General features: G+C 61.1%; 11 protein-coding genes. 8 read left to right on the top strand and 3 right to left on the bottom strand.

Annotated features, from left to right (window positions below; genetic code table 11):
* Nucleotides 1-35: 35 nt before the first annotated feature.
* Nucleotides 36-1,361 carry an oxygen-independent coproporphyrinogen III oxidase gene (locus AC19YY_RS23940; RefSeq protein ID WP_170057097.1) on the top strand — a complete coding sequence of 442 codons (1,326 nt, stop codon included), beginning with the start codon at nt 36-38 and terminating at the stop codon, nt 1,359-1,361.
* On the top strand, nt 1,348-2,733 hold the full coding sequence (gene hemN, locus AC19YY_RS23935) for an oxygen-independent coproporphyrinogen III oxidase (RefSeq protein ID WP_500604976.1): 1,386 nt from the start codon (nt 1,348-1,350) through the stop codon (nt 2,731-2,733). Before AC19YY_RS23940 ends, hemN begins: the two co-directional genes overlap by 14 nt.
* Nucleotides 2,734-2,777: 44 nt before the next feature.
* On the opposite strand, the gene AC19YY_RS23930 is transcribed toward hemN, so the two are convergent.
* The 3 genes from AC19YY_RS23930 to AC19YY_RS23920 are packed head-to-tail and all read right to left on the bottom strand — an operon-like array spanning nt 2,778 to nt 6,066.
* Nucleotides 2,778-3,617 carry a metal-dependent hydrolase gene (locus tag AC19YY_RS23930; RefSeq protein ID WP_500604993.1) on the bottom strand — a complete coding sequence of 280 codons (840 nt, stop codon included), beginning with the start codon at nt 3,615-3,617 and terminating at the stop codon, nt 2,778-2,780.
* A complete protein-coding gene (locus AC19YY_RS23925) occupies nt 3,617-4,513 on the bottom strand; it encodes an SDR family NAD(P)-dependent oxidoreductase (RefSeq protein WP_169955786.1) in 897 nt (298 codons plus the stop codon). The genes AC19YY_RS23930 and AC19YY_RS23925 overlap by 1 nt, the downstream gene beginning before the upstream one ends.
* Nucleotides 4,510-6,066 (bottom strand): flavin-containing monooxygenase, encoded by a 1,557-nt coding sequence (locus AC19YY_RS23920; RefSeq protein WP_500604975.1) that lies wholly within the window; start codon nt 6,064-6,066, stop codon nt 4,510-4,512. Before AC19YY_RS23920 ends, AC19YY_RS23925 begins: the two co-directional genes overlap by 4 nt.
* Before the next feature lie 300 nt (nt 6,067-6,366).
* Between AC19YY_RS23920 and AC19YY_RS23915 the strand changes: the two genes are divergently transcribed.
* The 6 genes from AC19YY_RS23915 to AC19YY_RS23890 all read left to right on the top strand — a co-directional run bounded on the left by AC19YY_RS23915 (nt 6,367) and on the right by AC19YY_RS23890 (nt 14,666).
* Nucleotides 6,367-7,365, top strand: coding sequence for an alpha/beta fold hydrolase (locus AC19YY_RS23915; protein ID WP_262376859.1), 999 nt, complete (start codon nt 6,367-6,369; stop codon nt 7,363-7,365).
* 326 nt (nt 7,366-7,691) lie between these two features.
* A complete protein-coding gene (locus AC19YY_RS23910; protein ID WP_169955783.1) occupies nt 7,692-8,969 on the top strand; it encodes an alkane 1-monooxygenase in 1,278 nt (425 codons plus the stop codon).
* A 147-nt stretch (nt 8,970-9,116) separates the two neighbouring features.
* Nucleotides 9,117-9,611 carry an alkane oxidation protein activator PraA gene (gene praA, locus AC19YY_RS23905; protein ID WP_170041041.1) on the top strand — a complete coding sequence of 165 codons (495 nt, stop codon included), beginning with the start codon at nt 9,117-9,119 and terminating at the stop codon, nt 9,609-9,611.
* 129 nt (nt 9,612-9,740) lie between these two features.
* Complete coding sequence (gene praB / locus AC19YY_RS23900; RefSeq protein ID WP_169955781.1) at nt 9,741-10,265, top strand: alkane oxidation protein activator PraB; 525 nt, start codon at nt 9,741-9,743, stop codon at nt 10,263-10,265.
* A gap of 124 nt (nt 10,266-10,389) precedes the next feature.
* Complete coding sequence (locus tag AC19YY_RS23895; RefSeq protein ID WP_170057101.1) at nt 10,390-11,835, top strand: outer membrane protein transport protein; 1,446 nt, start codon at nt 10,390-10,392, stop codon at nt 11,833-11,835.
* A gap of 305 nt (nt 11,836-12,140) precedes the next feature.
* Nucleotides 12,141-14,666 carry an acyl-CoA dehydrogenase gene (locus AC19YY_RS23890; protein WP_500604974.1) on the top strand — a complete coding sequence of 842 codons (2,526 nt, stop codon included), beginning with the start codon at nt 12,141-12,143 and terminating at the stop codon, nt 14,664-14,666.
* Nucleotides 14,667-14,789: the final 123 nt, after the last annotated feature.

The following is a 14,789-nucleotide window of genomic DNA, read 5'->3' as shown; positions in this document are numbered from 1 at the left end:
ACAATGACCCACCGTAGCCAGACCCGGAGGCCGTCATGCTCACTGTCATTCATCCCGCCCGCGAGTGGCGCCTGCGCCGTGACCAAAGCGTGTTGGACCAGAGCCAGGTCGACATCGGCAAATTCCATCCGGGCATCGGCTCCCTCGACCTGCTGCGCGCCTTGCGCAGCAGCCGTCAGCGCCAACGCCCGCTGGCGCTGAACCTGCAGTGGCCGGCAGGCCTGGTGGCGGATGACTACCTGGGCGCGCTGGAGCAGGAAATCCACCTGGTCGGTTGCCACGTGGGCGGCCGGCAACCGGTGGACCAATTCCATCTGGGCGGCGCCACCCCGGCGATCGCCGACCTGCAACGCTTGATGGCGCACCTGCGCAGCCGCCTGCATTTTCTTGAGCATGACCAGGGTGACTACAGCCTCGACCTCGACCCGCTGCACACCGACTGGGCAACCATGGGCCTGTTGCGCGACCTGGGGTTCAACCACATCAATATCGGCGTGCCGGATGCCAGTGCCGAGGCCACGCCGTCGGTGGCCGGCTATCAGGACCCGGCCCCGATCCAGTCGCTGATCGACGCGGCGCGCACCTTCGGCTTTCGTTCGGTGAATGTCGACCTCGGCTACGGCCACGCCTGGCAGACCTGCGACAGCTTTGCCGCCAAGCTGGCCAGCCTGATCGCCCTGGAGCCGGACCGCCTGCAAGTGTTCGACTATGCCCAGGCGCCACGGCGTTACCAGCAGCAGCCACGGCGTGCGCTTTCATCGAATGTCGACAAGTGTGGCATGCGCCGCATCGCCTTCCAGCGCCTGGAGGCCGCCGGTTATCACTACATCGGGCTGGGCCAGTTCGTACGCCCCGACGACGACCTGGCACTGGCCCAGGAGCGTGGGCACCTGAGCCGCAATTGCCAGGGTTTTACCCGGCACGGCTACTGTGACCATATCGGCTTTGGCCTGGGCGCCATCAGCCAGCTCGACACCCTGTATGCGCAAAACACCGAAGACCTGGCGCGCTATCGCCAGCAACTGGACAGCGACCTGCTGCCCACCGCCCGCGGCTGGCGCTGCGAGGCCGGCGACCAGATCCGCCAGCATGTGATGGAGCGCCTGGCCTGTGACCTGGAGTTGGACATCCAGGCCCTTGAGCGCCGCTATGGGGTGATTTTTTCCCGCTATTTCTCGGCGATCTGGCCGCTGCTGGAGCATCTGCACCAGGACGGCCTGATCGACCTGTCCGAGCGCTTCCTCTGTGTGCTGCCAGCGGGCCGGCAGCGGGTCGAAGCTCTATGCGCACTGTTTGACCGGGCAGGCAGCGCGGTTCCCCCTTGCTCCAACGATGAGACCATCGATCATGAAAGCGTTTGAGTTCAACCGCGCCCTGGTGCAGAAATACGACCGCCCGGGGCCGCGCTACACCTCGTACCCGACCGCGCCGCAGTTTCACTCAGCCTTTGCCCTGGACGATTACCAGCAGGCGGTAGCGGCCAGCAACCAGGCGTTGGCACCCAAGGCGCTGTCGGTGTACATCCATATCCCGTTCTGCCAGAGCCTTTGCTACTACTGCGGTTGCCACAAGATCATCACGCGCAAGACCCATCGCGCCGCGGAGTACCTGGGCTACCTCAAGCGCGAAATCCAGATGCAGGCCGCGCTGTTCGACCGCGCGCGGCCCCTGACCCAGTTGCACCTGGGCGGCGGTACGCCGACCTACCTCGACGATGCACAACTGGCCGAATTGATGGACTGCCTGGCGCAGGGCTTCAGCCTGGATACCAGTGACAATCATGAGTTTTCCATTGAAGTGGACCCGCGCACCATCAGCGTCGAACGGATCCACAACCTGCGCGGGCTGGGCTTCAATCGCCTGAGTTTTGGCGTGCAGGACTTTGATGCCGATGTGCAGGCGGCGGTCAATCGCGTGCAGAGCGAAGAGCAGATTGTGCAGTTGGTCGCGGCCGCCCGGCAGGCAAGGTTCAAGTCGATCAGTGTGGATTTGATCTACGGCCTGCCGTTGCAGACCGTGGCCAGCTTCGACGTGACCCTGGGCAAGCTGATTGCCCTGCGCCCAGACCGCGTGGCGGCCTACAGCTACGCGCATTTGCCCACGCAAATCCGTGCCCAGCGCATGATCCGCCCCGAAGACATGCCACCGCCGGAGCGCAAGCTGGAGCTGCTGGAATTGACCATTCGCCGGCTGACCGAGGCGGGCTATGTGTATATCGGCATGGACCACTTTGCCTTGCCCGACGACGAACTGGCCCTGGCCCGGGCCAATGGCACCTTGCAGCGCAACTTCCAGGGCTACTCGACCCATGCCGATTGCGATCTGATCGGCCTGGGCGTGTCGGCCATCGGCAAGGTGGGCGACAGCTACAGCCAGAGCGTCAAGGAGTTGTCCCAGTACTACGCGCGGATCGCCGCCGGGCTGTTGCCGGTGCAGCGCGGCTACCGCCTGAACGCCGATGACGTGCTGCGCCGCGACGTGATCAACGGCCTGATGTGCCACGGGCGCATCGACTTTGCCGGGGTCGAGGCCGGGCATGCGATCCGTTTTACCGAATACTTTGCCCACGCGTTGTCGCGGTTGGATGAGCAAGTGGCGGATGGCTTGCTGCACATCGAGGACGATGCCGTGCAGCTGTTGCCCCAGGGGCAATTGATGGTGCGCAGCGTGGCGATGGCCTTTGATGCGTACCTGGGCGGGCAGCAAAAGGGCCAGTTTTCGCGCACGGTCTGAGCCGTTGGCGTGCTGCAGGAGCCGGCCAGCCGGCTCCTGCAAGGCTACATTCCGGCAACCGAGTTGGTGCGCTCCACTTCTTCCACCAGCTTATCGATCCCTTCCAGTCGCACCCGATTGTCGTGATCCCACGGATGAAACCCCGGCTTGAAGTAATGCAGCCACGGCCGCGCCATGCGCGGGAACACGCCCTTGGGGCCGTAGAGAAACTTCAGCATCCGCCAGAACCCCTTCAGATGCCCGCCCGCGCGGCGGTCGGCGATCAACAGGCGCAGGTGGAAATCAAACACCACCAGCCAGAAAAACACCGTGGTGAACAGCATGGTCCCGGTGCGCAGCAAGTAACGCTTGGGCCCCGGCTTGATCACGCTGTTCCACACATCGAAGGCCACGGCCTTGTGCTCGGTTTCTTCAAGGGCGTGCCAGTACCACATTTGCTGGTAGCCCTTGAGCGAATCACCAAAACGGGTGGGGTCGCTGAGCAGGATCTCCGCGAGCATCGCCGTGTAGTGTTCCAGGGCGATGGTCACCGCCAGGTTGAAGGACGGCGGCAAGTGCTTCTTTTGCAGGTCGAGCATAAATTTCAAGCGCCGGTCGAGCAGATGGGCCGGCAGGCCGGCGGCTTGCAGCAGGTCGTTGTAGGCCACGTGTTCGCGGCTGTGCATGGCCTCCTGGCCGATAAAACCCTGGATCTGCTTCTTTAACGCCGGGTCGTCGATGCGCTGGCGATAGTGGCGCACGCTATCCATGAAGAACAGTTCGCCTTGGGGAAACAGCAACGACAGGGCATTGAAAAAGTGCGTGATGAACGGGCCTTGCTCATGCCAGTCCTTGATGCGTTCGGCAGGCAGGACGAAATGCAGGTCGCGGCGAATGGGCAGCATCATGGCGACTCCTGTTCAGTGATGGGGTTGGGCAGCGGTGGCTTGCGTTTTTTTGGTGCCATGCGCCGGCTGGCAAACACCACCAGTGCCTGGTAGGCCGCTGGCAGGCAGCGCGCGAGCAGGTCCAGGGCGTAGGCGTCGCGGCCGATCAGCACGCGGCGTTTGTTCTTGCGCACGCCTTGCAGGATCACCTTGGCGGCCTGGTCGGCGTCGGTGATAAAGAGTTTTTCGAAGTCGGCGCGGGCCTGTTGTTCGCTATGGATCAGGAACCCGGTCATGTTCGCGTCGATCCGGCTGCTGCGGCAGATGTCGGTACGGATCCCGCCGGGATGCACGCAGGTGGCCGAGACGCCGCTGCGTTGCAAATCCAGCTCCTGGCGCAGGGCTTCGGTGAAGCCGCGCACCGCGAACTTGGTGGCGTTGTAGCCGCTCATGCCGGGCTGGGCGAACAGGCCGAACACGCTGGAGGTGTTGACCACATGCCCGTCGCCACTGGCCTTGAGGTACGGCAGGAAGGCCTTGGTGCCGTACACCACACCCCAGAAGTTAATGCCGACGATCCACTCCAGGTCGGCGTAGTCCACACCTTCCACGGTGCTCGACAGGGCCACCCCGGCATTGTTGAAAATCAAATTGACCTGGCCGTGTTCTGCCGCGCAACTGGCGGCCCAATCCTCCATGGCCTGGCGGTCGGCAACATCCACCTCCCGCGAGGTCACGCGGATCGGCGCCAGGGTGCTGCGCTGGATCAGCTCCACGGTTTGTTGCAGCCCGGCCTGGTTCTTGTCTGCCAGGGCCAGGTGGCAACCCTCGCGGGCCAGGGCCAGGGCCAAGGCGCGGCCCATGCCGGACGCAGCACCGGTGATGGCCGCCACACGGCCATTGAATGACTTCATGACAGGCTTCCTTCTGCGGTGGCATGGGATGGCGCGACGGCGCGCGACGGCGCGCCGGTCACTAATGGCGTGACTTGATAATCGCGCAGGGCGAACTGGCGGGTGACCTGCTTGAAACGCCACGTCGAACCGGGCCACAACGTCGTATTTTTGCCGGTGCGCGGGTCGAGGTACCAACTGCGGCAGCCTCCGGTGTTCCAGATTGTGCGCTGGAGCTTTGCCTGGATTTGCTGGTTGTAGGCGCTTTCTACGGCCGGCTTGACCTCGACCGTGGCAATTTGCTGGCGGCGCATCTGTTGCAGGGCATCGAGGATGTAGGTGACTTGCGCCTCGATCATCAGAATCATCGAGTTGTGGCCCAGCCCGGTGTTGGGCCCGACGATCAGGAACAGGTTCGGATAGCCCGGCACGGTGGTGCCCTTGTATGCGTGGGCGCCATCGCGCCAGGCCTCCATCAGGTCGACGCCACCGCGCCCGATGATGCAGTCGCGGGGCAGGGGATCGGTGGCCTGGAACCCGGTGCCGAAGATCAGGCAGTCAGCCGGGTGCTTGATGCCATCGGCGGTGATGACCCCGTCGGCTTCGATCCGCAGCACCGTCTCGGTGACCACTTCGACATTGCTGCGTGACAGCGCCGGATAGTAGTCGTTGGAGATCAGCACGCGCTTGCAGCCGATGGTGTAGTCCGGCCGCAGGACCTTGCGCAGGGAAGGGCGCGCCACCTGTTTGTGCAGGTGACGCAGGGCGATTTTCTGCACCACTTTCATCAGGCGCGGGTGCAGCGCAAACCCCACCACCCGACCTTCCAGGGCCCAGTAGAAGGCCCCGCGCACCAGGCGCTGGGTGAACGGCATATGCTTGAACAGCCAGCGCTCAAAACCTGAAATGGGGCGGTCCGGCTTGGGCATGATCCACGGCGCGGTGCGCTGGAACAGGTCCAGGTGCGCCACCTGCGGGGCAATACGCGGCACGAACTGGATGGCACTGGCGCCGGTGCCAATCACTGCCACGCGCTTGCCCTTGAGTGAATAGTCGTGGTCCCAGTGCTGGGAGTGAAAGCGTTTGCCCTTGAAGCTGTCCAACCCCGCAATATCCGGCAGCGCCGGACGGGACAGGCCGCCCATACCCGACACCAGCACCCGCGCACTGACACGGCGGCCATTGCTGAACTGCAGTTGCCAGCGTTGCAACTGCTCATCGAACACCGCCCGTTGCAGGCCCATGCCAAAACGCAGGTACGGCGCCAGTTCAAAGCGCTGCGCGCAGTGCTCCAGGTAGGCACGGATTTCCGCCTGGGGGGCAAACTGCCGGGTCCAGTCGGGGTTGGGCGCAAAGGAAAACGAATAGACGTGGGATTGCACGTCACAGGCGCAGCCCGGGTAGTGGTTGTCGCGCCAGGTGCCGCCCAGGGAGTCGGCCTGTTCGGCAATGAAGAAGTCGTCGAGCCCGGCTTGCTTGAGTTTGATCGCCATGCACAGGCCGGCAAAGCCTGAGCCAATGATGGCGATATCAACGCAATCTGCCGGGCCGCTCGGCGGGGTAGAGGCATTCATAGGGTGTCCCTCGTGGGCTGTGGGCGCCTTACGGGTTTTGACATCGGATGTGCTCCTTTTTTGTTTTTGGCTTTTTAGATAGAACACCATTGCAAAGAAAAATTGTATTTATTATTTTAAAAAAGATTTTAAATAATCTACCTGAAAATATCGCCTACGCTACAACCTTGTCCTTTATGTGCGATTTGTCCGACGGACGAACCTTTACGCACGCAGTTGAAGTCCAGGGTGTGGACGATGGCTGAGGTCTTGACCAATACCGGTCGGATCGCCAGCAGCAGGGAAGCAGAGGACCGAGCTATGGCTGTCGAATGGGTTGTCGCTGCGGGTGTGTTTATGGCTGCCAGTGCGGCGTTATGGGGCTTGAGTGCCTGGATGACGCGCCGTATCGAAGCGGCTGTTCCAAGCAACGGGCGCTTTGTGGAGATCGATGGCGAGCGCTTTCATTATGTAGACGAGGGCAAGGGCCCGCCGCTGGTGATGATCCACGGCCTGATGGGCAGCAGTCGCAACCTGACCTATGCCTTGTCCGCGCAATTGCGTGAGCACTTTCGGGTGATCACCCTGGACCGCCCCGGCTCAGGCTATTCCACCCGGCATAAAGGCACCGGTGCCGACCTGCCAAGCCAGGCCCGACAAGTGGCGACCTTTATCCAGACCCTGGACCTGGGCCAGCCCCTGGTGCTGGGGCATTCCCTGGGCGGGGCGATTTCCCTGGCCCTGGCCCTGGACCATCCCCATGCGGTGTCCGGGCTGGTGCTGGTGGCCCCGCTGACCCATCCCCAGCGCATGATCCCCCTGGTGTTTCTGTCGCTGGCGGTGCGCCCTGGCTGGCTGCGGCGCTGGGTGTCGCGCACGCTGACCGTGCCCATCGGCATGCTCACCAGTGGCGCGGTGGTCAAGGGCGTATTCGCTCCCGACCCGGCACCGGCCGACTTCGCCACCCGTGGCGGCGGCCTGCTGGGGATGCGTCCCGATAACTTCTATGCCGCCTCCACCGAAATCGGCCTGGTCAACGATTACCTGCCCGATATGGTCAAGCGCTACGCCCAGTTGCGCCTGCCCATCGGCCTGATCTATGGCTCGCGGGACAAGGTGCTGGACTTTCGCATGCACGGCCAGGCCCTGGCGGACAAGGTGCCAGGGCTCAAGCTGCAGCTGGTCGAAGGCCGTGGCCATATGTTGCCCATCACCGCTACCGAGCGGGTGGCAGCATTGGTCGAGCAGGTGGCCAAGCGCAGCAGGCCGCTGGAAACAGCCACAGTCCTGCACCCGCCCTTTGCGTTGGCGAGCAAATAATCATGAACCCCACGGTGCGGTCGAAAGTCGCTAACGCTTGCCCTAGACACCTGACCGAACGGCTGAAAAAGAGACTGCCCGGTCACGTAAAAAAGGCCTCGAAAAAGTAGTTGACGACCTATCGGTTCCGCGCTATTTATTTAAAAAAATATTTCAATATTTATTTTGAAATGATTTTTGAAATGCCTAAGAGCGAATAAAATAATGAAAAAAACGCCTTTTATCGCATGGTTGATTTCAAGTGGCCTTCAGTGCCGCCTGAACCTGTTTCCTGTCTCTTTTGCTTCGCTCTCCCTCCCTGCCGCGCAGTGCGTCCGGAGGTTGCCATGAATCAGACCCTGGCTGCCCCGCACGTTTGGACCGACGGCAAGCGCCACCTGTGGTGGCTGGGCATCATGCCTCTGGCGACCCCGCTGCTGTCGGGCGCCCTGGCTATTACTACGGGTGTACAAGAGCTGTGGTGGGTCGGTGTGCTGGTGATTTTCGGGCTGATCCCGTTGATCGACGGCCTGCTTGGGGAAGACGTCAGCAACCCGCCAGAATCCGCTGTCAGCGGCCTTGAGTCGCAGAAGTACTACCGCTGGATCGTCTACACCGGGGTGTTGTTGGTTATTTCATCCCTGGTGATGACCGGTTGGCTGGCGGTCAGCGGCATCGACTGGATGATCAACGGCGGCCTGCTGCAACTCACGGCGTCCATGGACCCATCGAGCTGGATGGCGCAAACCGCCAGCTTCCTGACCGCCCGGGTGCAACTGCATGGCGAGGTGAGTTGGTTCACCTACCTGGGCATGGCCATGTCCACCGGCGCCGCCACTGGCATCGCGATCAACACCGCCCATGAACTGGGGCACAAGCCGCGCCTGCTGGAGATTGTGCTGGCGAAGATCACCCTGGCGCCGACCTTCTACGGGCACTTCTACACCGAACACAACCGTGGCCATCACGTGCGCGTCGCCACTCCGGAAGATCCGGCCAGCTCGCGGCTGGGGGAGAGCTTCTGGGCCTTCCTGCCGCGCTCGGTGTGGTTCAGTGCGCGCTCGGCCTGGAACCTGGAACGCGAACGCCTGCGCAAGCTCGGCCTGCCAGCCTGGCACTGGAAGAACGGCGTACTCAGCGCCTGGATGTACAGCGTGGTGTTGTGGGGCGCGATGATCGCCTGGCTGGGTGCGGCGGTGATTCCCTTCCTGTTGATCCAGGGCATCTACGGCTTCTCGTTGCTGGAAGTAGTGAACTATGTCGAGCACTACGGGCTTAAACGCCAGAAGTTGCCCAATGGCCGTTATGAGCGGTGTTCGCCGCGCCACTCGTGGAACAGTAACCGTATTGTCACCAATATCTTTCTGTTCCAGTTGCAGCGCCACTCCGATCATCACGCCAACCCGACTCGCAGTTATCAGTCGTTGCGCCACTTTGATGAATCGCCGCAACTGCCGTATGGCTACGCCAGCATGATTGTCTGGGCCTATATCCCTTACTTGTGGCGCCGGCGTATGGATCACCGGGTACTACGGCATTATTCGGGGGATGTCACCCTGGCCAATATCCAGCCATCCAAACGCTTGAAGATACTGGAGAAGTACGGCAAGACCAGCACCTTCTAATGTGAATCAACTGTTGTAGGGCGCACTCGGGGTCTGTGTATCGCGCAGGTTTTCATCGCCCACGGTTTGCCGGATTCGAGTGCTGCTTAAGTTGCAAGAAAGTTGTTTGACCCTAACAAAAATAAAATCAAGGGAAGGACGTACACCATGCAAACACCTGCCAAGTTCACCACCCATATCGTGCTCGCTGCGCTGGGCCTTATCGCCTATCACCAGGCCCAGGCCGCACGCATCGAACCTGCCGGCAGCGCCTTCACTGCCCAGGGCCCCATCAGCTTTTCCAAGGGCGCGCTGATCAGCGCCGACTGCACCATCAAGGTGGCCGGCAAGGTCGCGGCCGATGGCTCGCAAGTCAATGTCGACAAGGTCGAGTTCGACGGTGGCCTCAAGTGCAGCCGCGTCGAAGCCATCAACCTGCCGTGGATTTTAGTGGCCAAGGATGCCAAGAGCGGCTCCATGTCGAAGATCAGCGTCGATGTGCACGCCTTTGGCCTGGGCGGCAAGTGCGGCCCATCCACTGCCGAAGGCACCTGGGATAACGCCACCGGCAAGTTGGAGGCGGCCAATGTGCCGATTGGCGAAGACTGCAAGATCAAGACGGTGTCGATCAAGATGCCGCCGACGTTCAAAGTCGTCGAGTAACCACCCGAATTTGTAGCGGTAATTGCATTGAAATTTGGCTGGAAAGGGAAGTTCTGCTGTTTCTCCGTGACCTCTCGATCATGGCCATTACCCCGGCGAAATGACTCGCCATACATGTGAGGAAAAATAATGAAAAGTTTGAAAACCCTCGTTTGTGTAAGTTCGTTTGCTCTGTGCTTTGGCGCGGCTTCGATGGCCAGTGCGGCGTCTTTTAGTCCAATTGGAGCGACGTTTGTTACAGGGGCGACTGGGAGCATTGAGGTTAAGTCGCCTTCTTCGTTCCAGAGCTCGGTGACCTGTAAGGCTGTTTTTGAAGGCACGGTCCGTTCAGATGGCAAGGCGGATATCACCAAGGTCACCATCTCTCAAGGCACCAGCTCTCTGTGCGACCTGCCTCAGATCACTGGATTGCCTTGGTTGCTGGAGCCTCTCACTGCAACGACTGGCAAGGCTCACAACGTTGGCTACAAGATCGTCACTCCAGGCTTCCCACCGCCAACCAACTGCGGCCCTTCCTCCATTGACGTGCTGTTGTCATCGACACCAGCACCGTCTCCAAGTATCGCATTGACTGCGAACAATCAGCCGCTTTCTGGCAATTGCACCGTTGTGAAACTGAATGTTGGCGCTCTTGGGGTCACTATTATTCCTTAATGTAGGAACTGCTCCAAAAGGGCTGATCACCCAGTAAAGACAGGCGCCTCGTAAGAGGCGCCTGTTGAAGAAAGTCTGATCGGTTTTATCGATTGAGACGAAAAAAAACAATAAGGAGTGGGGCATGAATAATAAGAAACAACAGGCACAAGTGTTCCTCAGCCTGGCATTGTTGAGTGGGCTGATGGTGACTGCAGGCTCGGTCCAGGCAGGCGGCTTCATGACTCCTACTGCTAACACTGCTGGCTGGGGTCGGGCGTTCGGTGGTGGTTCGATGTTCAAAAACGATCCGTCAGCGGCCTACAACAACCCAGCTGCCATGGCTTTCATTGACAAGACTATTTCGCAGTTCACCATCAACTACGCAAATATCGATATCAAATACAAAGGCTCGGCGTATGACTACGCTGGTAATCCGACGTCTACCACTGTCATGGATCCTACGACCGGGGAACTTGTCTCGTCGACCCCGCGCACCGGTGACGGCGGCCAAGGCGGATTCGAAGCCTGGGTACCCACCGGTTTTATGGTGATCCCGATCAACGACCGTTTTGCCTTTGGCCTGAGCCAGGTGGTGCCCATGGGCGCCCGCACAACCTGGGATGAGGACTGGAAAGGCCGCGATTTTGCAGTGGATACCCGCATCGAAACCGTTGGCTTGACCGGCTCCCTGTCGTTCAAGGTCAATGATGAGTTTTCCATCGGTGGTGGTGCGATTCTTCAGCACACCAAAGGCTTTGTGAGCCAGAACGTCGACCTGTATGCCGCTGCTGCGCAGTCGCCGGATTTCGGTTTCGTTCCGTTTCCCGCCGGCCAGGGCTTCGCCTTGATGCGCGTCAAGGTCGACAACAACTCTCTGGGCTGGTTTGCAGGGATGACCTGGAAGCCTACGGCGCAAGACACCCTGGGCTTGAACTACCACGCCAAGATCAAGAACAAGCTGGAAGGCAAGTACAACATGTACGCCGATCCGGGCTCGGAAGCACTGATGACCATTCCTGTGATCGACGGTAAAACCCTGGTCGAGTTGGCTTACCCTGGGCTGAAGCTGTATCCGGGTGGTGCCAATGCCTCCACGCAACTGGATATCCCTGCCAACGCGTCCCTGGACTGGGTACACGACTTCAATGACCGCCTGACCCTGGGCGCCAGTGTGACCTGGACCCAATGGTCCTCCTTCGAGGCGCTGACCTTGAAGTCCAATGGCAGCACCATCGTGTCGATCCCGTACAAGTACAAGAACACCTGGATGTATTCGTTCGGTGGCGACTACAAACTCACGGATGACTTTACCGTGCGTGCCGGTGTGGCCTTCGACCAGACCCCAACCCGCAACTCCACCCGTGACCCACGTATCCCGGATGGTGATCGCACCTTCGCCTCCCTGGGCTTTGGCTACAACATCCGCGCCATTCCTGGCCTGAGCATCGACGGCGCGTATTCCCGCCAGTTTGTGGAAACCGTCAAGCTCAAGACCAAGAACGTTGATCGTCTGGGCGCGGCGTCGCTGGATGGCAAATCCGAGGCCAAGGGCGAAGTGGTCAGCCTCTCGGCTACCTACGCCTTCTGACCTGAGGTTGTATCTGCGTAGTGCCTGGGTAAACGCGTAGTCAGCGCATCTTTCTACTGCGTTTACCCGGTGCTGCACCCATGGGTCGCCCACGCGACCCTTGGTGATTTCCTTCTCCCTTCAACACTTCGGCTGACACGTTCGGCAGAGAATTATTTCGCAAACAGATTAAATAAAAATTTCAAAACAAAATTTGAATTTGTCTTTTCAAGTTTGTAGTGTGGTGATCAGTCGCAGGCCATACCGACCTGCTGACATGCGTGCCGTGCCCTGAATAGTTGCCCTGATCAAGTAGAGGTATCTCCATGGTTATCTGGTTATTGGCGGGACTCGCTGCGGCGACTGCCCTGGCGTATCGACAAGCGGCAGCCACCCTGTGGCTGGGGGCTGGCCTGGCCTGGCTGGCGGGCGGCTACCTGTTCAATGTGGTCGCTGGGTTTGGCCTGAGCGTTGCGGCGTTGCTGGTGGTGGTACCGGCGCTGCTGCTGAGCATCAAGCCGCTGCGCCGCGCACTGTTGACCAGCAAGGCCCTGGGCCTGTTTCGCACGATCATGCCGGCCATGTCCGACACTGAGCGCGCGGCTATCGAGTCCGGCACCGTGTGGTGGGACGCCGAGTTGTTCAGCGGCAAACCCAATTGGCAGCGCCTGCTGCAAGCCGCTCCGGCACGCTTGAGCGCCGAAGAGCAGGCGTTCTTCGACAACGAAGTGGAAACCCTCTGCGACATGGCCAATGACTGGGAAACCACCCAGGTCTGGCAGGACCTGTCGCCCGAAGGCTGGCAGTACACCAAGGACGCCGGCTTCCTCGGCATGATCATTCCCAAGCAATATGGCGGCAAGGGCTTCTCCCACTATGCCCATTCGCAAGTGGTGATGAAGCTGTCGACCCGTTGCTCGGCGGCGGCGATTTCGGTGATGGTCCCCAACTCCCTGGGGCCTGCCGAACTGCTGCTGCATTACGGCACCGACGCCCAGCGCAATTACTACCTGCCGCGCCTGGCCCGGGGCGAAGACATCCCGTGCTTTGCCCTGACCAGCCCCTATGCCGGCTCCGACGCCGGGGCGATTCCCGACCTGGGCATCGTCTGCAAGGGCATGCATGAAGGCCAGCAAGTGCTGGGTTTCAGCGTGACCTGGGACAAACGCTATATCACCCTCGGCCCCATCGCCACGGTGCTGGGCCTGGCCTTTCGCGCCGAAGACCCGGACGGCCTGCTGGGCCAGCCGGGTTCGCTGGGCATTACCTGCGCGTTGATCCCCACGTCCCATCCCGGGGTGAACAGTGGTCGCCGCCATTGGCCCCTCAATGCGGTGTTCCAGAACGGCCCGACCACCGGCAAGGACGTGTTTATCCCCCTGGAGTGGGTGATCGGCGGCCGCGAGCAAGTGGGCAACGGCTGGCGCATGTTGATGGAATGCCTGGCCGCCGGGCGCGCGATTTCCCTGCCGTCGGCCAACGTTGGCCTGGGCAAGGTGGCGGTACGCGGTACCACGGCCTATGCCGCGATGCGCAAGCAGTTCGGCCTGCCGATTGGCAAGTTTGAAGGGGTGCAGGCGCCGTTGGCGCGCATGGCCGGGCACCTGTATGCCTGCGATGCGGTGCGCAAGGTGTCGGTGGCGTCGTTGGATGCCGGTGAGAAACCCTCGGTTATCTCGGCAATTGCCAAATACCACGTCACCGAGCGTGCGCGGATCATCGTCAACGATGGCATGGACATCGTCGCCGGCAAGGGCATCTGCATGGGGCCCAACAACTTCCTGGCCCGTGCCTATCAACAAAGCCCCATCGCGATCACGGTGGAAGGCGCGAACATCATGACCCGCTGCCTGATCATCTACGGCCAGGGCCTGATCCGGTGCCATCCTTATGTGTTTCGCGAGATGGAAGCGGCGCGCAACACCGATAGTCGCCAGGCGCTGCTGGCGTTCGACAGTGCCATGTTCGGTCACCTGAGCTTTGTGCTGGCCAACACCGTACGTGCGGCGGTGCATTCTCTTACCGGCGGGCGGCTGATTGCCGTGCCGGCCAAGACCGACCCTTCGCTTGCGTCCTACTACCGCCAGGCCAATCGGCTGTCGGTGGTGCTGGCATTGATTTCCGATATTTCCATGGGCGTGCTGGGCGGGGCGCTCAAGCGCAAAGAAAGCATCACCGGGCGCCTGGGCGATATGCTGTCCCAGCTCTACATCTTGTCCTGCGTGCTCAAGCGTTTTGAAGACGATGGCCGGCCCCAGGCGGATCTGCCGCTGGTGCATTGGTCGGCCCAGGACGCCCTGTTGCGGGCCCATGAAGCCCTGGCCGAGGTGCTCGACAATTATCCTTCGAAGCCGGCTGCGGCAGTGATTCGTGGCTTGAGCTTCCCGTTCGGCATTCCCCAGCGCAAGCCGTCAGACCGCTTGCTGGCCCAGGTGGCCGAACTGGTGCAGACCCCGGGCGAAAGCCGCGACCGTTTGCTGGCCAACTCCTACATCCCGCGTCCGGAAGTCGACAAGTTGGCCTACGGCGAGTTGGCGTTCCGCCTGCTGCCCCAGGTGGAGTTGATCGAAGGGCGACTCAAGGCGGCCGTCAAGCAAGGCACCCTCGACCCGATGCCGATCAGCAGTACGGCGTTTACCGCCTGGCGCATCAAGGCCCGGGCCCTGGATTTGATCAGCGCCGACGAAGACACCCTGCTGGCGCGCTACGTGGAGTACGCCGACCACGGTATCCAGGTGGACGACTTCCCGCAGGACTTCGGGTTGCTGGAGGCACTGCAAAAGCGTCAACAGGCGTTGGAGCAAGTGGCCAAACCCAGCAGCAAAAAACGTGAAAACGCCCCGGTGAACTAAACACCAACACGCGCCCTGTAGGAGCTGGCTTGCCTGCGATAGCGGTGTGTCTGTGCCAAAGATGCAATCTGACACACCGCCATCGCAGGCAAGCCAGCTCCCACAGGAGATTGGGTTTGCAGG

It is taken from the genome of Pseudomonas sp. MF09156, assembly GCF_059862305.1.
Note: the sequence above shows the minus strand (reverse complement) of the source record. Positions and strands in the feature narration are given on the sequence as shown.